The sequence below is a fragment of the Vibrio alfacsensis genome (assembly GCF_019670485.1).
Lineage (GTDB): Bacteria > Pseudomonadota > Gammaproteobacteria > Enterobacterales > Vibrionaceae > Vibrio > Vibrio alfacsensis.
The window spans coordinates 1803750-1824159 of the sequence record NZ_AP024165.1 but is presented as its reverse complement, the minus strand read 5'-3'; the positions used below and the strand labels follow the sequence as shown (position 1 = coordinate 1824159).

Annotated in this window: 15 protein-coding genes; 8 read left to right on the top strand and 7 right to left on the bottom strand. The window is 45.0% G+C overall.

What is annotated here, in order from left to right:
• Positions 1-123 precede the first annotated feature (123 nt).
• The 4 genes from VA249_RS08460 to radD form a co-directional block, all read right to left on the bottom strand.
• The gene (locus VA249_RS08460; protein ID WP_221067675.1) at positions 124-1500 is read right to left on the bottom strand and encodes an ATP-binding protein; all 1377 of its coding nucleotides are present in this window, start codon (positions 1498-1500) and stop codon (positions 124-126) included.
• On the bottom strand, positions 1490-2149 hold the full coding sequence (locus VA249_RS08455) for a response regulator transcription factor (protein WP_128810687.1): 660 nt from the start codon (positions 2147-2149) through the stop codon (positions 1490-1492). Before VA249_RS08455 ends, VA249_RS08460 begins: the two co-directional genes overlap by 11 nt.
• Before the next feature lie 176 nt (positions 2150-2325).
• Complete coding sequence (locus tag VA249_RS08450) at positions 2326-2742, bottom strand: PepSY domain-containing protein (RefSeq protein ID WP_221067674.1); 417 nt, start codon at positions 2740-2742, stop codon at positions 2326-2328.
• 75 nt (positions 2743-2817) lie between these two features.
• A complete protein-coding gene (gene radD, locus VA249_RS08445) occupies positions 2818-4575 on the bottom strand; it encodes a DNA repair helicase RadD (protein WP_221067673.1) in 1758 nt (585 codons plus the stop codon).
• 157 nt (positions 4576-4732) lie between these two features.
• On the opposite strand from radD, the gene rsuA reads away from it, so the two are divergent.
• The 3 genes from rsuA (at position 4733) to VA249_RS08430 (ending at position 7598) form a co-directional block, all read left to right on the top strand.
• Entirely contained in the window at positions 4733-5434 is a 702-nt protein-coding gene (gene rsuA, locus VA249_RS08440; protein ID WP_221067672.1) for a 16S rRNA pseudouridine(516) synthase RsuA, read from the top strand.
• A 299-nt stretch (positions 5435-5733) separates the two neighbouring features.
• Entirely contained in the window at positions 5734-6936 is a 1203-nt protein-coding gene (locus tag VA249_RS08435) for a Bcr/CflA family multidrug efflux MFS transporter (RefSeq protein WP_128810690.1), read from the top strand.
• Positions 6936-7598 (top strand): DUF2913 family protein, encoded by a 663-nt coding sequence (locus VA249_RS08430; protein ID WP_221067671.1) that lies wholly within the window; start codon positions 6936-6938, stop codon positions 7596-7598. Before VA249_RS08435 ends, VA249_RS08430 begins: the two co-directional genes overlap by 1 nt.
• An 85-nt stretch (positions 7599-7683) precedes the next feature.
• Here the strand turns inward: VA249_RS08430 and VA249_RS08425 are convergent, their stop codons facing one another.
• Positions 7684-9405, bottom strand: coding sequence for a solute:sodium symporter family transporter (locus VA249_RS08425; protein WP_221067670.1), 1722 nt, complete (start codon positions 9403-9405; stop codon positions 7684-7686).
• A gap of 133 nt (positions 9406-9538) precedes the next feature.
• The gene (locus VA249_RS08420) at positions 9539-11641 is read right to left on the bottom strand and encodes an alpha-galactosidase (protein WP_221069904.1); all 2103 of its coding nucleotides are present in this window, start codon (positions 11639-11641) and stop codon (positions 9539-9541) included.
• Between the two features lie 238 nt (positions 11642-11879).
• Between VA249_RS08420 and VA249_RS08415 the strand changes: the two genes are divergently transcribed.
• On the top strand, positions 11880-12941 hold the full coding sequence (locus VA249_RS08415) for a LacI family DNA-binding transcriptional regulator (RefSeq protein WP_221067669.1): 1062 nt from the start codon (positions 11880-11882) through the stop codon (positions 12939-12941).
• A gap of 80 nt (positions 12942-13021) precedes the next feature.
• On the opposite strand, the gene VA249_RS08410 is transcribed toward VA249_RS08415, so the two are convergent.
• Positions 13022-14458 carry a DUF2867 domain-containing protein gene (locus VA249_RS08410; protein WP_221067668.1) on the bottom strand — a complete coding sequence of 479 codons (1437 nt, stop codon included), beginning with the start codon at positions 14456-14458 and terminating at the stop codon, positions 13022-13024.
• A 94-nt stretch (positions 14459-14552) separates the two neighbouring features.
• On the opposite strand from VA249_RS08410, the gene VA249_RS08405 reads away from it, so the two are divergent.
• From VA249_RS08405 to VA249_RS08390, 4 genes are all read left to right on the top strand, one after another.
• Positions 14553-15929 carry an MATE family efflux transporter gene (locus VA249_RS08405; protein WP_221067667.1) on the top strand — a complete coding sequence of 459 codons (1377 nt, stop codon included), beginning with the start codon at positions 14553-14555 and terminating at the stop codon, positions 15927-15929.
• 128 nt (positions 15930-16057) lie between these two features.
• Complete coding sequence (locus VA249_RS08400) at positions 16058-16729, top strand: ABC transporter ATP-binding protein (RefSeq protein WP_128810695.1); 672 nt, start codon at positions 16058-16060, stop codon at positions 16727-16729.
• Positions 16710-19163, top strand: coding sequence for an ABC transporter permease (locus VA249_RS08395; RefSeq protein WP_221067666.1), 2454 nt, complete (start codon positions 16710-16712; stop codon positions 19161-19163). Before VA249_RS08400 ends, VA249_RS08395 begins: the two co-directional genes overlap by 20 nt.
• Entirely contained in the window at positions 19163-20287 is a 1125-nt protein-coding gene (locus VA249_RS08390) for a lipocalin-like domain-containing protein (RefSeq protein WP_221067665.1), read from the top strand. Before VA249_RS08395 ends, VA249_RS08390 begins: the two co-directional genes overlap by 1 nt.
• Positions 20288-20410: the final 123 nt, after the last annotated feature.

Genomic DNA, 20410 nt, shown 5'->3' with positions numbered 1-20410 from the left:
TGCTAGATTCGGCAACCAAAATTGCCCCTAAACTAACAAAATTCCTGTCATTTTTGCTTAGACAATCGCTAACAGACGCGAGTTAGGTATTTCTTTGTTCAAATTGAATTTATTTTAACCGTTTCATTGTTTGGACTGACTACGGCTCTTTTGCAGAATCAAAGTGGATCTTAAACCACCCATTTTGCTTTCTGAAAGCTTAAGTTGCCCACGATAGCTATGTGCCATTTCGCTTACAATATTCAAACCTAATCCAGAACCTGGAGTTGTTTCATCTAATCGATAACCACGTTTGATTACTTTGCACAACTGCTCTGCGGGAATACCCGGCCCATCGTCTTCAATGATGATGTGAATGTTGTCTTTGTCTAGCGTGGAGTGAACACGAATGATGCTGTTTGCCCACTTGTAACCATTTTCAAGTAAGTTACCCACCATTTCATCCAGATCGGTTTTCTCTACGGCGACATTTAACTCAGAATCAAGTTCGTTAATCAGTGTGATGTCGCGATATGCATACACTTTGTCGAATGCCATTGAAATCGCATCCACGCGTTCTGAGGGGTTTGATGTTACAGATAGAATATTCATTGAACCCGCCATTCGGGCACGACCTAAGTGATAATCAATATGTTGTTGAATCTGAGTAATTGGCGCGTTCAGTCGATCTTGTTCTTCAGTCGATAAGGTTTGTACTTCATTTTTCAAGACAGAAAGCGGCGTCTTCAAGGCGTGAGATAAGTTTCCCGCATGGTTTCGAGCTCGCTCTAGCAGCTCTTGATAGTGAAAGAGCAGGGCATTGAGGTCAGAAATCAAAGGCGATATCTCTTTCGGATACTCTTCTTCCAAACCTTTTTTGTTACCGGATTTCAGCTCTGCCAATTCACGTTGCAGCTTAGTTAGTGGGCTTAATGACCACGCGATTTGCAGCAAGATAACCGCAAGTACACCAGCAAACAGCAATCCTAAAATGATCCAAAGCTGCCCTGTTAAAGATTGAATGGTGTGCTCAATCGGGTCTTCGTCAATGCCGATAATGGCATTAATTGGGCCATCATAATCAGGTAGATAAAGGGTCTTTTTTAACGTGATGAGTTTTTCATCACGCGCGCCAAAGGCGTTTTTATCCAATCCTTTGTACTCAATTTTCTTATCCCATAGTGAACGCGAACGTTCTAGGCTCGTTTTGGTGGAAGCACTCCAGTAAAGACCACTGTAAGGGCGGCTGAATCTTGGATCAGAAAGTTGCGTAGAGAGAGTGAGTTGACCTTTGCTGTCGACTTCGAGTTGAGCAGCAATCTCATCCATGTAGACATTCAGTTGGGAGCGAGTGTCGTCTACCATGTAATGGTAAACCTGAGTGGGAATTGTCACACCAGCAGCCAGGATCATTGCGGTCAGCCACACGACTGCCGCCAAAACTAAGCGGCTTTTAATACTAAGCCGCTTAAGTAAATGCATCGGGAGCCTATGGTGGTTGAGGGCTCTTTTATTCGGCATTCAATTGGTACCCTAGTCCACGAACCGTTTTAATGATTTTAGGTGCAATTTTCTTACGGATGCGGCCTATAAAGACTTCAATCGTATTTGAGTCACGGTCAAAATCTTGTTTATAGATGTGCTCTACGAGTTCAGTTCGTGAGATGACCTTTTCAGGATTGTGCATGAAGTACGCCACGACTTTGTATTCAAGAGCAGTAAGACTGATTGCTTGACCTTGCCACAATACTTTTGAAGAGCGGGTATCCAAACTTAAATCACCGATTTGCATCACAGGAGAGGCATTGCCGGAAGCTCGACGCAATTGAGCTCGAAGACGAGCGGTGAGTTCGACCATTTCAAAAGGTTTGGTGAGATAATCATCGGCTCCTGCATTTAAACCCTCGACGCGTTGGGAAAGGGTGTCACGAGCACTTAAAATCACAACAGGCGTATTGATGTTTTCGTCTCGAATGCCTTTTAGCACGGTTAGACCGTCTAGCTTTGGCAAACCAAGGTCGAGAACAATGGCATCCCATTCTTCGGAGGTAGCACGATAAAGTGCATCGATACCGTCCTGAGAAAGCTCAGGTACCCAACCGTTGTTTTCTAATGATTCAATAATTTGTTCGCCTAGGCGAGGCTCGTCTTCGACAACAAGTATTTTCATAATCGTTCTTCTAATTGTTTTTTATTAATCTAATTTTCTGGCCGTTGCAGCTATGTACATTTAGTGCTTTGCATGCTTAGTTCTTTACATGCTTAGTCTTTTGCGTACTTAACACTCTTGCATGCTCCGGTTTTTTGCATACCTAGCTTTTTGGGCATGCTTAGAGTTTTGCACGCTTAATGTCGCTTGAGTGCTTTATTAAAGTTGCGACCTTTAATCTCTAACATCTCTAGTGTTGCCGCGTCATATTCCACTTTTATCACGCTGTCATTGAACAGAATTTTGAGTTCATAAATCCACTCATCATCGTCTTCTTCAAGCTCAACCTTAATAATACGTCCATAGAGGTCGTTTTCCACCGCTTTATACATTTCAGAAAATGGGCGAATATAGCCTTTTTGAACCGCGCGATAGACTTCATCTTGGTCTTCGTCGAATTCAATTCTGGTACCGGGCTTTTCTACGTCACGTACGATGGCATGCCCATCTTCGTTATCGTGATGATGATGAGAAGCAAAGCTCGGGGTAGACAATAAAAGCGGTACTAAACCTAACAGCATGATGAGCTTACGAGCGACGAGGAAGCGTGACATAGCAAAGCCTTTTTCTAAGAGTTAACGCAATTATAATGAGAGGTATATGAACAGAAAGTGAACCGCATTTTTAGGTCAGCCAATATTTAGTTCATCATGAAATATTTTGTCGCGCAACTTCCAAAATCGTCCTGACTTTCGAGCGATAACAAACTGCGGCAAGCGGAAACGATGCTGATTGGCAACAACTTTAGTCGGTGATGCTTCTTCAAATGGGCGATGCTTATCCGCTAGATGAGGGCGAACAAATTGATCTTTGAATGCTTGTTTCTGTTTTTTGGTATTTAATGACCAGAATTCATGGACCAGTGCATTTCCCTCACCTTGGTACGTTTCACCAGAATAGGTCACTTTTACTTGCGACTTGCCATCGTTTGATTTAAACACAGACAGTTCCATTTCCGTGCATTCGAAGATTAACGCGTCTTTGAGGTTAAGGGCTTCTTTGAGTTTCTTGTCGGGGTCAACCAATGTTGCGTCACATTCATGGCAAATTCGTGCAGCGATGTCATTGTCTGCGCCGCACTCTCCACAGTATTTAGCTCTGAATCGATAGCCGCAGTGTTCGCGCTCTCCGGTTTCATCATCTTCAAAGTAGCCTTGGCAACGACGACCAAAATGTTCTATCAGAAAGCCATTACTGTCTAACTTACCCCAGAAGTTATTGTTAAATCCGCACGCGGGGCAGGGGATGGTGATGATCTCGCTAGAGGAATCTGGCTTAGGGTCGCCCACTTCTGGCTGATATAAATCGTAGCTATTACCAGCATAGTCTAACACCAAACATTCCGTTTTCCCCTCGGACAAACGTAAGCCACGGCCAACAATTTGTTGATATAGACTGACGGACTCTGTGGGGCGCAAAATTGCTATTAAATCAACGTGTGGCGCATCGAATCCCGTTGTAAGAACGGATACATTAACCAAGTATTTTATCTCGCGATTTTTGAACGATTGAATGATCGCATCGCGCTCCGGTGTAGGTGTATCACCAATAACAATGGCGGTTTCACCCGGTGGGAGCAGCCCAAAAATCTCTTGTGCGTGTCGAACCGTCGCAGCGAAGATCATGACTCCTTTACGTGCTTCTGCGTATTGTATGATCTGTTCGACAATCTGAGGAGTGGCTCGTTTGGCTTTGTCGATGACCATGTCCATTTCGGCTTCTTTATATCTTCCGGCAATGGTGGGTTTGAGTTGAGAAAAGTCGTAGGACAAGATTGGCGCATCCATCATTCTGGCCGGTGTTAAGAAGTTCTCATCCAATAAGTAGCGAATCGGAAGTTCGAAGATGCAATCACGGAAAAATCGAGGTTCTTCTGTGCGAACCTGACCACGAGTGTGGTATTGATATAGCCACCCCATCCCTAAGCGATAAGGTGTCGCAGTTAACCCAAGCACTTTAATGCCCGGATTAAGCTCACTTAAATGCGTAATGACTTTTTGGTAACTGCTGTTTTTGTCTTCTGGAACGCGATGGCATTCGTCGATCACAAGCAGTGAAAATTGGTTTTTAAACGCATCTAAATTGCGTACGACAGATTGGACGGAGGCAAACACCACTTGTTGTTCGGTCTCTTTTCTTCCTAGACCTGCAGAAAATATAGAACCATGTAAACCATAACCCTCGTACTTGGCATGGTTTTGCTCGACGAGTTCTTTTACATGAGCAAGCACTAAAACACGCCCTTTAGCAAGTCGTGCGAGTTCGGCAATAACTAAGCTTTTACCTGCGCCAGTAGGCAGCACGATAACCGCGGGTGTCGTGTGTTTACGAAAATAGTGAATCACCGCTTTTACTGAGTCGGCTTGGTATGGGCGTAGGGTGTACATGAAAATCTGTGAAATTGCTCAACTATTCTTACGAGGATAGCTATAATACCTGACTTTTATACCCAAGTGACTTTTAAGTGCATATACCTAGCGACTTTTCGATGGCGTACATCAAGAGTTGTAAGAGGTCACTTGGGCATAATTCAATGAGGTATTCATGCGTTTAGATAAATATTTGTGCGATGGTTTGGGTGCAACTCGCAAGCAGGCTACAAAAATCATCAAAAGTGGCGAAGTGACGGTTGATGGTGAAGTGCAAAAGAGTGGTGCATTTAAAGTGCCAGAAAATAGTGTTGTAGAATGGGATGGACGCAAAGTGGGTGTTCCAGGCCCACGTTACATCATGTTGTACAAGCCAGCGGATTTTGTGTGTTCGCATGAAGATGGCTTTAACCAAACGGCCTTTGTTTTGCTTGATGAGCCAAAGGTTGAAAACTTGCACTTTGCTGGCCGTTTAGATGTGGACACAACAGGTTTGGTTCTTATTACGGACGATGGTCAATGGTCTCACCGTATTACTTCGCCAAAACACAAGTGTGAGAAAACATACCGAGTTTGGTTGGCAGATGCCATTGAGCCTGATTACGTAGAAAAATTTGCGCAAGGCATCGAATTACGTAATGAACGTGACGCTACGCTACCTGCTCATTTAGAGATTGTTAACGAAGCAGAAAATGAAGTGTTGTTAACGATTGTTGAGGGTAAATATCACCAAGTGAAACGTATGTTTGCTGCACTCGGTAACAAGGTTGATTATCTTCATCGCGAGCGCATTGGTTCGATTGTGTTAGATGAAGCATTAGAACCGGGCGATTATCGCTACTTGACCGAAGAAGAAGTCGAATCTATCTGGAAGTAATCTTACAGAAAGAATACGGGGTATCATTATGCCCCGTAATGATACTGATCTTGCTCAATAAATTTTATTGCATAATGGTCATGCAAGTCCTGGCGTCGAGTTAATCAAGGTCTTCTTGGTATACTTTTGCACCACTGTATTCCCCCTTACTCGTAGGAACACGAGTTTTGGTTTTGCCATATGTTGTCCGTCTCGTTTTCGCAATTTAAACGTGCAGCGTGGCAAACCTTGGTGGAGAGTAAATCATCGGTCTCAATCAGTTCGATATATTGATGTGAGACTCTACAAGAGGTAAACGAATGGCAGAAAAAGCCCAAAGCGCTCCCCAATCACAACTCAGTTTCTTGTTATTTCTCGTACTTGGCGCGATTGGTGCGTTAACGCCCCTTGCCATCGACATGTACTTACCAGCGATGCCAACCATTGCCAAAGATTTAGGTGTGACGGCTGGTGAAGTACAAATTACACTGACTGCATATACGGCAGGATTTGCGCTTGGTCAGCTGATTCATGGCCCTTTAGCAGACAGCTATGGCCGCCGACCAGTACTCATTTTAGGTGTGCTCTTTTTTGGTTTGGCTGCCGTGGTCAGTGCGACTACAAATGGTATTGATGCGTTAACGTATGTGCGTACTGCGCAAGGTTTTGCTGGTGCAGCTGCTGCTGTGATTATTCAAGCAATTGTTCGTGATATGTTCGATCGTGAAGATTTTGCACGAACCATGTCGTTCGTAACATTGGTTATTACGATCGCACCGCTAGTGGCTCCTTTGATTGGTGGTTACCTCGCTATTTGGTTTGGTTGGCGCTCAATTTTTTGGGTATTGGCTGCGTTTGCCGTGATTGTTATTTTGCTTGTGTTGTGGAAAATCCCTGAAACGCTAAAACCAGAAAACCGACAGCCATTAAGATTTGCCACAACGATTCGAAATTATGTTCGTTTGTGTGCTAACCCGCAGGCGTTAGGTCTCATGTTGTCTGGCGCATTTTCGTTTTCAGGTATGTTTGCTTTCCTAACTGCTGGTGCGTTTGTATACATTGATTTGTATGGTGTTCGACCTGACCATTTTGGTTATCTGTTTGGCTTGAACATCGTGGCAATGATCGTGATGACCAGCATTAATGGCCGATTAGTTAAGAAAGTAGGATCGCACGCGATGCTTCGTTTTGGCTTATTCGTGCAATTAACCGCGGGTATCGGTCTATTCTTAGGTTGGTCGCTTGGCCTTGGTTTGTGGGGTATGGTGCCGTTTGTTGTGCTGTTTATTGGCACTTTGTCGACGATCGGCAGTAACTCTATGGCCTTGTTGTTAAGTGGCTATCCGACTATGGCTGGCACGGCATCTTCTTTAGCAGGAACACTGCGCTTTGGTATGGGATCATTGATTGGTGTTCTGGTCGCTTCTTTACCAGATGGCGTTGCTTGGCCAATGATTATTGTTATGTTTGCTTGTTCAGTGCTTTCTGCACTGTTTTATTGGACTTTAGGAAGAAAGGCGTAATGTCTAATTACACCACAGAAATTCAAAACTTGGTTAATGCGGCTCTGAGTGAACTTGAGCAGGAACATCGCTCTGGAAAACTGGCGAATGCACCAATAGCCAATAACTTATACTTGGTTCGCTGGGTAACCAAAGCGCTAAAAGCTCAGCGATTTGATCGCTGTGTTCTAGGCGATCTCACTCGCTGGCAAAAAGCGGGGCGCTCAAAAGGTAACGATGCAGGTTTGCTGTTTATCTTCAAACGTATTTCAGCATACTACGCACACTGCTTCCCTGAGGGGCAAGAAAGCAGAGTGATTAAAGACTCTGAAATTGATGCGTTTCTTGACAAGATTGAGCAAGAAGGTTGGGAAGTATCGACATCTGAACCGCTGATTGGTTTTGGCAAGGTGCAAATTTTCACCGAGGGTCAAAATTCGTTGGCATTGTGTGCGGATCAATGTGACAACTGCTTTGATGGTGAGCGCATGGTGAAACCAATGAGTTGGTTTGTCCGTGGCAACCATGCAGATTTTGTTGAGAAAGCATCTCAGGCAGGCTTTATGGTTCATAAAGTGACGGATTATAAGTCGATGGTGAAATACCACGGTGAGTATTTGATATTCCCTGAGAACCAGGGGAATCAGCTCGCAGAGATTCCATTGTCATTCAAAGCGGAATAATTCGCTTATCATTATATCCAATAAAAATCGGAGCAGCGCTCCGATTTTTTATTCACGAGATTTTTGTCTATTAATAAGCGGCTTATTAAGGCATATACATGTCATTGAGCTTAGTGACAGGTTTGTTCTTTCTACGCTTGATGAAGTAGTTAGAGATGACGCCAAACATCAAAACCACACCACAGAAGCCGTACACTTGCATGATGGTCGGATCGCTTGAGACAAAGCCGAAGTCTGAGAACATCACATAAGCCCCCAATACCATGTAGATGATGACCGCTGACGCTTCAAAGCGGAATGTCCAAGGTGTTACATCGATACTCTCATTCACTGGCATCACGTAATCTGTATCACGTGGCATGAAGTGACCAATCGCAAACATCAGAGCCGTACACACAACGAATAGAATCGCTAATTGATGTAGGAAGTGGATTGGTGTATCGAAGACCAATTGCATCGCAGCGTAAGAACTCACAAATACAACCAGTGCGACTTTTGCGGCAATTGCAGGAACACGTTTAGAGATGTAACCAACGAACACGATAGTAAAGATTGGCACACTAAAGAAGCCTGCGACCATTTGTAGGTATTGGAATAGCCCCTCAGGTGCATACATGATGAACGGCGAAATACATACTGAAACGATCGCGATAACAATCCCGAATATCTGACCTTTACCCACGAGCTCTTCGTCAGATTTGTCTTTGCCAAATAATGGCTTGTAAACGTTCAAAGCAAACAAGGTTGTTGAGCTGTTTAGTACACCGTTAAAGGTACTTAGGATGGCGCCGAACATGACCGCTACGAAGAAACCAACAAGAGGCTTAGGCAATACCTCGTTCACCAAGCGTGTGTACATGGTATCTGGGTTGCCCGCATCTGCGCCAAACATGTGGAACGCAATGATGCCTGGAATGATAAGGAACAGTGGAGAGATAACTTTTATCGCACCCGCGAGAATCACACCTTTCTGACCTTCTTTCAGGTTTTTCGCGCCAAGTGCACGTTGGATAATGGATTGGTCAGTACCCCAGTAGTACAAGTTCACCAACAATAGACCTGTGAACAGGGTAGAGAACGGCAGTGGATCGGTCTCTTTACCCACCGATTGCAATTTTTCAGGAGCAGCAGTCAAAATCACATCTAGACCGTCCATAAAGTTGCCACCGCCCAGAGCCATTAGACCAAATACCGGGATCATCAAACCGCCAGTAATCAAGCCTACGCCGTTGATGGTATCAGCAATTACCACGGCTTTTAGACCGCCGTAGATCGCGTAGAAGAAACCCAGCAAACCAATAGTGGCAGAAATAAGGGCAATCGAGCTGAACTCAGAAATACCCAGTAAAGCTTGCACATCAAAGATTTCGCCCAGTACCACAGCGCCAGCGTAAAGCGTGGTAGGAAGAATGTTGATAACGTATTGGCACAAGAACAACAGGGTAACGAACTTCTTCACCGACATGTCATAGCGGCTTTCTAAAAAGTCAGGAATAGTGGTGATGCCTTGCTTGAGGTAGCGAGGAACAAGCAGCAGCGCAATGATAACCAGTGTAACACCAGAGGCCACTTCCCAGCCCATCACACTCATGTTGTGGGTGTAGGATTGCGCACTCATACCAACAAAGCTGGTGGCACTCAGGTTGGTTAGAATCAAGGAGCTGGCAATCAGCCCGCCTGTTAAGCTTCGTCCACCAAGGAAGAAGCCATCTTGAGAGGTGTTTTTATCGTTTTTAACTTTGCTGTAAGTGAACACCACAACAAAGCCTGTAAACAGCAAGAACGAAAGTAATACTGTAATAGACATTTTGTTTCCTTAACAAGTTAAGCAATTAAGTTTTGCTTGTTAGTTGTAGGGTGTCCCTCTAGCGCGTATAGGAGTGTTTTATCAGGAACAACGCAAAGTTGAAACCCGGTCGCTAGAGGGCACAGATAGAGGTTTAAATTTTCTTAAGATGAACAATTAGCGCCGATTCTGGATCGAGAATCGGAAGCGTCACCCCAATTTCCTTTAAGTTATCGCCACTTAACGTCAGGGTTTTGTCTAGCCATTGCGGACGTTGCTTCATCAACTGGAAGCTGGTTTTTGGCATTTCAACAATCTTGACTTCGTAACGGGCGGTTTCATCCGCACAGCTAACGCGAAGTGGAGATGGCAGCGCATGATTTGGCATTGCCAACTGACACACCGTAATCAGCATCTCTTGTCCGTTCTCAACGCCATAGATGTTCTGGTTTTGATCCGCAGGATCGATGCGGAAAGTACGTCCAGAATGAAGCAAATCGCGATACTGTTTATGCAGTTGAATGTAATGAGCAAACGCTTGTTTTTCTTCCGCGCTTTCTTTTACTGGATCGAGCTCCACACCCATGTGACCACTTAACGCCGTCACGCCACGCATGTTGATCGCATGGCGACGATTGGTTGAGTGACACTCTGCAGGACCAATGTGAGCGCCCATGACTTCAGGTGGGAAGAAGTAGCTCATGCCGCGTTGAATGGCTTGACGTTCCAGCGCATCGTTACAATCAGAAGCCCAGAAACGGTGAGTCCGTTTAAGGATTTCAAAATCAATACGACCACCACCGGATGAGCAAGACTCAATTTCAACCGCAGGGTGAGCGGCTTGAAGTTCGTCTAATAGGCGGTAAAGTGCTTTAGTTTGGCCATGCACAGCAGGTTTACCTTGATGCCCTGGTTGAACCAATTCACGGTTCATATCCCATTTTAGGTAGCCGATGTTGTAGCGAGTCAGCAAGTCATTCAAACGCTCAAACAAGTAGTTGAAGCAATCTTGGTTTTGCAAATCCAACACGTATTGCCAGCGACCTGAAGGTTGATGGTAGCCTTGCAGACTCAATACCCAATTTGGATGTTGGCGATATAGGTTTGAGTCTTGGCTGACCATCTCTGGCTCTACCCAAAGACCAAACTCCATGCCTTTGCTGTTTACGTGCTCGATGACAGGCTCAAGACCATTCGGGTACTTCGTTTCATCCAAATACCAGTCACCAAGCGCTGCGCGTTCGCCATCACGACCAATGAACCAACCATCGTCGATGATGAAGCGCTCAACACCCATTTCAGCCGCTTCGGTTGCCATCTGCATGATGTATTCAGGTTTGTGCTCGAAGTAGATGCCTTCCCACGTGTTTAAGTGAACAGGGCGAGGTTTGTTGTTTGGAAATTGAATAATATTGGCACGAACAAATTCGTGGAATCGCTCTGATATTCCATTCAAACCCGAGTTACTGTATGTCGCGTAAAGCCATGGCGATTGATAGGTTTCACCGCTTTGTAGACGCTTTTCACCAGACAGTAGCAGTTCACCTGCTTGAACAAAGCGGCGACCGTCACTGCGAACGTCGGCACGAAGTTGGTGGTTACCACTCCAACCAAGATGGAAGCCCCAAACCTGCCCCAATTGTTCACTAAAGCCATGAGTGCCCGCGAACAAGCCTGGGAAGTTTTCGTGAGAAGTGCGACCGCGACGGTTTTCTTGCATAAAGCCACCATGCTCAAAGCTCAAACGCTGAGTTTGAAACTCATGACACCAGCGACCGTGGAACGTCATCAGCTCGTTTGCATGGTTAGGAAGTGGCAGGGTAGAGGAGAGCTTACCCAAGCAATACTCACCGGCAGTCGAGTTTGTTACGGTGATGCGTTTTTGTACCACATCACTGTTAAAGTCCAGTTGTAGCTCAATCAATAATTCAAGACCAGCAATGTCATCTTGCAGGGTAAATGTCGCGCTGTTGTCATCGTGTTCAATGGATGTGGTTGTGAACACGGGAGCCCAGTCTTCGCCATTGCGATGCCCCTCGATACCTGGGGCATTAAAGTGACCGCTGCCTAACTCAGGGCAGAGTGATAACGGTACATCGACATCAAGGCGGGCTTGAGAAATTGGACGCTCTGTCGAAAGCAATAAATCAGGATCAATTTGAGCGATTTTTACGCCCCAATGAAGAATTTCTGGTACACGATCGACTTTAATGATCATGCTGTGATTCTTGGATTTTAAGTGAACAATTTTCTGCATCATATTTCTCTGTTTTCGCAAACATATAATTTGAAGTAATGATGCGCTCATCTGGAACTAAATCGATTGTTAAGCCTATATTTTGTGATTTTAAGCAGGTTGTGGAGTTGATTTTTGTGTGCTAGATCTTGTGTTTTCGGAAACATTTTTTGGTGTTTTTACGACATGCTTCACGAGAAAGTTTCATTGAATTTGTTAAAGTAAGAAGAATAGAAATAAAATCGACTAGGAGAGAGCGTTGGCCGTTACTTTTAAAGACGTCGCACGTTTAGCAGGGGTATCTACTCAAACCGTATCTAGAGTAACGAATGGCGCTGATAACGTCGCGGAGGAAACTCGAAAGCGCGTAAATGATGCCATCAAAAAATTGGGTTACGTACCCAATAAAGGTGCACAAATGCTCAGTAGGGCTTCGTCACGTATTATCGGCCTAGTGTCTTTGGATATTTCTTTGCATGGGGTGGCACTCATTGCGAATGGGGTTCGTAATCAAGCTCACGAAATGAATTATGCTACCGCGCTTGCGGTGCTTGGTGACAATTCTATTGAAGAGTTTCGAATGGCGATTCGCGAATTGATTGCACAGCAAGTTGACGCAGTCATCATTAATGCACCTGTCACGAAAGAAATGGCAGAAACCCTCATTGAACAGTTTAGTCAATTGACGTTGATGTTTATTGATGTACCTGAAAAGACGCAAGCCAATCATATTAGTTGTGATCACCAAGTCGGAGCAAGATTAGCCGTACAGCATTTAATTGAGCAAAAACGCGATTCATTTATTTGTATATCTGGGCCCATTGCTTCGACGGCTTCTTCGATTCGTTATAAAGAGTGGCAGAGGCAAATTCATCAAAATGGGCTTCAGGAAGTGGCCTATTACGAGGGAGATTGGCAAGCGAACAGTGGTTACCATGCTGTCAAAGATGCGCTCTTGAAAGGAGTGTCATTTGATGCGGTTTTGGTCGCGAATGATCAAATGGCATTAGGCGTTTTATGTGCTTTGTCAGAAGCGGGCGTTAAAGTACCTAAGACAGTATCTGTTGTCGGATTCGACGGTATTCAAGATAGCCAATTCTTTTCTCCCCCTTTGACGACAATCAAGCAAGACTTCAATGAGCTTGGCCGAAAAGCGGTTAAGTTAGTTCTTAATCAAATGGAAAAAGGTGAAAGTGTCGTTTCTGAAATGTTGCCTGTTCATCTGGTGGTGCGAGAGAGCACAAGCAAAAAAGCGGATACGTTATATGACAAACAAGAAGTGCTTGTCCATCTCGAACATATCCGCCGTTTATTGCCGTAGATTGTCGTTTCATGTTCGAACCGGAAACCTAGTTGATCAGTGCTGTTTGAAGACGAAAACAATTGTGTGAGCAGAGATCTTTAGTTGGGCGTATTTTCCGCTTCTCTCGTTATAGCTTTGACCATGCCTTTAAAGATAAATAAGTGCGCCGGCATCATGGCAAACCAATAGAGTAGCCCTAAAAAGCCTTGTGGATGCCACCATGCAGTGATGTCGAGCTCTCGTTCTTCACCATGATCTTTGATGGTGATTTCTAAACGACCAAGCCCTGGGCCTTTCATACCGAAAAACAGTGAGAGGAATTGATTTTCTTCACAGCGAATGACTTTCCAGGAGTCAATGAAATCTCCCACCTTGAGTTTGGGGCCTTCAGGGGATACTCGAATGGGCTTCCCACCACCAAAGAAGATATCGAGCCATTCTCGGGTGCGCCAAAGAATGTTAGCAAAGTAATAACCTTTTTCAGGGCTCCCGATCTTTTGCGCGACATTCCAAAGTGATTCTGCAGAGGCTTTTGTCTTGATGCTTGCTCCCGCATGTTTTGGATAGTACCCGTAGCCTGGTTGCCAACGTTTGAGTGCTGCTGGTTCAAATCCCCAAACGTTACTGCGGACAAAAGTCCCTTCCATTGCGATGGTGTCTGTAACGGATTGCTTGTAGCTAATGAGCTCTTGTGGGAATCGTTCGTGAATGGCCTTGGTATCAGCAATGTAGTCGTGCTCCAAGCCAGCAAGTAATGCTTTGCCAATATTGGCTGGTACAGAGGTGACAAGCGCTAACCAGTAAGAGGCCATTTTAGGCGTGAGAAGTGGCGTGGACCAAAGTCGGTAAGGTTTCTTAGTGATCTTACAAATGACTTCAAATTGCTCGCGATAACTTAGTGTATCCGGCCCGCCAACTTCATAGATTTCACTTTCTGTTGGTTTGGTTTCTGCCAATTCAAGCAAATAGTGATTGAGGTTGGGTAGGGCGATTGGGTTGGCTTTGGAGTCTACCCATTTAGGTGCAATTAGAATCGGCAGGTTATAGACAAAGTCACGCATGATCTCGAATGCCGCAGAACCGGGACCGATAATTACGCCAGCTCGAAGTTCAGTAACAGGCACACCGGCTTGGCGAATGATTTTTCCCGTTGCTTTGCGTGCTGCCAAGTGTTGAGAGTTGCCGGTTTGAGGCTGAATTGCACTCAAGTAAATAACGTGTTCTACACGACTTTTCTCGAGGGCATTTTTGAAGTTCTCTGCGAGGTTTAATTCGTATTCAACAAAGTCGTGACCTTGCGCCATACCGTGCACGAGGAAGAACACCAAATCAAAATCATTCACGACTTCTAGCGTCGCTTTTGCATCGGCGAGATCTAAATACGTGAGTGTGAGGTTAGGGTGTGGATGAGTTCGCGATTCCAAATAGTCAATATGACGCGCTGCCGCCGTGACAATGTAACCTTTATCGAGTAACTGAGGTAGAAGTTGTGACCCGATATAGCCGGAAGCCCCAAGTACCAACACCTTTTTCATATTAAATCCTTTTATTGCTGGTGGAAAAAACACCGCTGCGTATAATCATGGGACATTTTCTCCTTTCTATCAATAAGTTGTCGTCGGAGTGGTCATGACTTTTTTCTCACAATTGCTGACTCATGCGGATAAGTCATTCCTGCGACGACTGTTTGCGATTGCACTACCGATTACACTCCAAAGCATGATGTTCTCTAGCCGAGGCTTAGTGGACGTATTGATGTTGGGCCAATTGGGGGAAGCGGAGATTGCTGCGGTTGGTGTTGCAGCGAGAGCAACGTTTGTTACCACTATCATGCTTGTTGGCGTGACGACGGGAGGTGCGCTTTTAACGGCCCAGTACTGGGGGGCAGGTAATAAAGTAGGTGTACGACAAAGTACGTCACTGACTTGGATGATTGCGATGGCGTTCGCCGTGATGACAGTCATCTTCTTTATCTTATTCCCTGAAGCAATCATGAAATTGACCACTGATTCAACCGAAGTTATTCACTTAGGGGCTGAATACTTGGTGATTTCGTCCGTCAGTATGTTGGCTGTTGCGTGTGTTGCAAGTATAGCGGTGGGACTTCGCGCTATGCATCAACCGGGATTGAGTACCTTTTTCAGTGGCATCGGTATAGCCTCGAATATATTTCTTAACTGGGTTTTGATTTTTGGTCATTTGGGCTTGCCTGCAATGGGAATTAAAGGTGCGGCTATTGCGACGGTCATTAGTGGCGCAATAGAAGTAGGTTGCCTGTTTGGTTATCTTTGGTTTACTCAGCACACCATCGCTTTTGGCTTTGAGGACATTCGCGCCAGTTTAGTGATAAATAGGATCAAGCGATTCCTTACGCTTTCTCTTCCGACGACGTTTAACTTTTTAGCATGGGCTGGTGGTTTATTTGCCTATCATGCCATCATGGGGCAGGCAGGGGTTCAAGGCCTTGCCGCATTATCGGTAATGACGCCGGTCGAATCTTTAGCGTTGGCGATGATGATCGGGTTGTCCAACGCAGCGGCGGTAATGGTTGGTAATCAGTTGGGGGCAAACAATTATGGCCCGGTATATTACCAAGCGTGGGCTACCGTTATCTTGAATTTATTGATAGCGATAGTGGTCGCTGGATTACTGCTTATCTCGAATCAATTGATATTGGATGCATTTAGTGCACTGACAACAGAAACGCGTCACTTAGCTGAGCAGTTTATGGTGATCTTAGCGGTAGGCGTTGTACTTCGTTCTGTGCCAATGATGGCGATTGTTGGTGTGCTTCGTGCTGGTGGTGATGTTAAGTTTTGTTTGTATCAAGATTTGGTTGCCCAGTGGATAATCAGCATCCCACTTGCCGCGTTTGCTGCCATCTATTTAGGCGTTGAGCCTCAATGGGTTTACTTATTGTTTTTAAGTGAAGAATTGGTCAAATGGGGCGTCTCTTTGTATCGCATATTAAGCCGCAAATGGATGAATAATCTTATCGGGGATTGAGGTCTGCCACGAGAACCGTTTTATTTGTAGGCGGACGCTGTGATCTGTCAGTCAAAGTGCTTTCTACTGTACGTATTTTAGTGTAGATTCTGACACCAATTTCAAATACCAATTGAGTGGCAAAATTAATGTTAAAACTGTCAGACCTATGCAAAGGCTATGTAGACGGGGGAGAATTTCATCCTGTACTACAAGGGGCAGAATTAACGTTACAACAAGGTGAGCAAGTCGCATTAATGGGGGAGAGTGGCTCTGGGAAGAGTACACTACTTAATCTTATAGCAGGACTTGATACCGCAGACTCTGGGGAAATTCAGTACCCGAACTTTGCTATGCATGATGCGCCTGAGAATCAACGAACAAAGTACCGCCGCAATAACATTGGTAATATCTTCCAGCAGTTTAACTTACTGCCTACGCTAAATATCGCTGACAATATTCGTTTCTGTCGCCAATTAAAAGGCTTACCCGAAGACAAAGGTTTGTGGCGCCAAATCCTGTCTGCTCTTGATCTCATGCCATTGCTTGGACGTTACCCTGAAGAAATTTCTGGTGGTCAACAACAGCGTGCAGCTATTGCTCGTGCTTTGTACATGGAACCGAAGATTTTATTAGCGGATGAACCAACCGGCAGTTTGGATGAGCGAAATGCAGAAGCAGTAATGCGCCTTTTGACCAGTTTGGCTCGTCAGTTAGATTGCACCTTGTTGCTTGTTACTCACAGTGAAAAAGTGGCTGAGCACATGGAAGGTCGTATTCGTCTTCAAGGAGGGCAACTGCATGTTATGGCCCGTAGTTAAGGCACTACTCGGTCATTACCGCCGTTATCCTCTGCAAATTCTACTTGTTTGGCTTGGTTTAACCTTAGGCGTGTCACTGCTCGTCGGTGTGACATCGATTAACCAGCATGCCAAACAAAGTTATGAAACGGGTGAAAAACTTTTTTCCAATCCTCTTCCGTATCGCATCCGCACTAAACACTCCGCGAATAAAATTCCGCAAGGGTTTTATATTCAATTGCGTCGCGCAGGCTTTAACCAGTGTGCGCCTTTTGATACCTTGCATCTTGAATCTAAAGATGACTTTGGTTTGACGCTTGTTGGTGTCGATCCTGTTGCGCTTTTGCCTCTACACCAAGGTAAATCACTGAACGATTTGCCGTTACTTTCGTTAATGAAGCCACCTTATCCAATATTAGTGAGCCAAGACTTAGCCTCGTACATGACGTGGCAAGATGGCGACTTTATTGAGCTTAATGATGGCAGTCAGTTAGGGCCATTAAAAGTCGATACCAATCAAATGCTCTCTGGTATTCGCCTGGTTTCTGATATTTCGTTACTTCGTATGCTTAAACGCAGTTCTGGGTTATCAGCCATTGCATGTGGTGAGATGCCAGAAGAGAAAGTTCTCGCGTTAAAAGAAAAACTGCCTAGCGGGATGGTTTTAGTGCGCAGTAGCCGTAGTGAGCTACAAGCACTGACGGATGCATTCCATATGAACTTGACGGCAATGGGTATGCTCTCTTTCCTCGTAGGTCTGTTCATTTTCTATCAAGCAATGTCGCTGTCATTTATCCAGCGCCAACGTTTAGTGGGCATTTTGCGTCAAACTGGGGTAACAGGTATCCAGCTTACGCAAGCATTGTTACTTGAACTGCTTATTTTGGTTCTATTTGCATGGGCTTGTGGAAACTTCTTTGGTTTGATTCTCGCTAATGAGTTGATTCCCGCGGTTTCATCCAGTTTAAGTGATTTGTATGACGCCAATGTTGGCTTGACGATAGGTTGGTCATGGGAATCGAGCTTATACAGTTTGGCCATGTCATCATTGGGCGCATTGCTCTCTTGCTTATGGCCGCTGATCCGCTTACTTAAAGCACAACCTATTCGTTTATCTTCAAGGCTTTCGTTAATGCGCTTTGCTGGCCGAGAGTTTTCTTGGCAGGCTTTAGCCGCTTGTGCACTTTGTGTTGCTGCCATTGCGGTTTATCAAGCGCCTAAAACGCAAGAGTCCGGCTTTACGATCATTGCGCTTATGCTAGTCAGTGTTGCGCTATTTATGCCATTTTTGATGTGGCATATGTTCCAAAGCTTTTCTTATTCTATGCGTTGGGTTCGTGTTCGCTGGTTTTTCTCTGATGCGGCGGCAAGTATGAGCTACCGAGGTGTTGCGACGATGGCGTTTATGCTAGCGCTAGCGGCGAACATTGGTGTCGAAACCATGGTAGGCAGCTTCAGAGACACGACTGATAAATGGCTTAACCAACGTTTGGCGGCGGATATCTATATTTACCCAACCAATAACTCAGCAGCACGAATGAGCTCATGGCTACAAAAACAACCGGAAGTTGATGAGGTTTGGTGGCGCTGGGAAAAAGACTTTCCGACGGAGCGAGGTGCGCTTCAAGTGGTGAGTACGGGGGCATCGGAGGGAGAGCTCGATTCGCTTACCGTTAAACTTGGTGTACCGAACTACTGGTATCACTTGCATCACTCTAAGAGCTTGATGATCAGCGAGTCGATGGCATTGAAGTTGGATCTTCGTCCTGGTGATTACATCGATTTACTCCCACCACTTGGCGGTGGATGGCAGATTGTTGGGGTTTATTACGATTATGGTAATCCTTACAACCAAGTCATGATGTCTCATCGAAATTGGCTGTCAGCGTTTGCAGGTTCAGGTAACGTTGGCCTGGGAGTCGTGTTACAAGAAAACGTGAATGGAGATGGGCTAAAACGACGATTGGAAAATATCTATCGTTTACCTCAAGACCGTTTGTTCGACAATAACAATATTTATAACCAAGCGATGCGGGTGTTTGACCATACGTTTGCTATTGCAGGAACGCTCGGAAATATTACCTTGATTATCGCTGTTTTCGGTCTGTTTTTTGCGACATTGGCGGGTGAACTATCTCGCCAAAGGCATTTCTCTTTACTACGTTGTATGGGCGTATCAGGTAGAGAACTCGTTGCTTTAGGCGGCTTACAGTTATTTGTATTTGGTACCATTTCTGCAATTATTGCGGTACCGCTTGGTTTGGCGTTGGCACATCTTATTGTTGATATCATAATCAAGCAATCATTCGGGTGGTCATTAGAACTTCAAGTCATACCGTGGGAATACGCACAGACGATTGCTTGGGCAATGTTAGCGATCATGTTAGCAGGTGCACTTCCTGTCATCAGAATGATCAAGAGCACGCCAATGAAGTCGCTAAGGGATGCGCTGTAATGAATAACATGAAGCAGAAAAATATCTTTTCTATCTCTGCATTGGTTGTCATTGCTTTCATTATATTGATTGGTGGAGCGTTCTATTTAACCCTTTGGGCTGAAGCGACTGCAACAGAAGAAAGTGAAATCAGCGCGGTATTAAAGCGAGAAGAAAGGACGGTTTTTGATCCTGTTTTGCCGAGTGAACACGTGTCATTACCAGAAGATTTTCGTTTTCATCCTAACTACCAGCATGAGTGGTGGCATTATTTTGCGAAACTTCAAGATCAAGATGGCCATGTATACAACGTACAGTGGAGCTACTTTAGAGTTGCGACTGATGAACGTGATACGCGTGGTTGGCAAAACCCACAGCTTTTTATCTCTCATATCGTTATCAGCCGTGGTAGTCATGTTTGGCGAGAACAACGCGTTGCGCGTGGTGGAATAGGCCAAGCAGGGATGAGCAATCGTCCGTTTCGATTGTGGATAGATAACTGGTATTGGCGCGCGTTAGGCACGACGCCATTTCCTGGCCAGCTTGAAATTTCAACCGACACATTTGGTCTAGAGTTAAATACCACGACCAATGGACCATTCGTGGTTAATGGCGATAAAGGCTTTCAAGTTAAGCATGCATTGTTATCTGTCGCATCTTTTAGCTTTAGTGCTCCGTTCCTAAATGTAAAAGGGACAATGACACTTAATGGTCAGCCCATTTCTGTGACCGGTTCTGCATGGACTCAAAAAGAGTGGGGCAGCGGTTTGATCGGGGAAGATCAACAAGGTTGGGATTGGCTTGTATTTAATTTAGATGACGGTAGAGCGCTGACGGTAAGCCGTTATCGACATAATGGGCAAGTGCCACACCTGTTTGGCACGCTTTCAACCCGTTCTGGCGCGGTGTTTAATTTAACTGAGAAAGATTTCAGCATCACACCGATGCAAGTGACCAGCCTAGCAAATGGGCGACGAATGCCTTTGCAATGGATAGTGAATGTGCCGAAACATGGTATCAACCTAACGACACGGATCAGCAAATCCGATATGTGGCAGCCATTTCTTATTCCTTATTGGGAGGGGCCGATATTGGCATCGGGATCCAATGAGGCGTGGGGATTTATGCAGTTAACGGGATACTGATTTAAGAATTAAAGCCGCCATGTAAGGCGGCTTTTTTGGGCATGGATGACATTAATTTCGTCCAAAAATAACATTTAAATCACGAAAATTAATCACATATTACATTAACTTAATAGTAGTCTA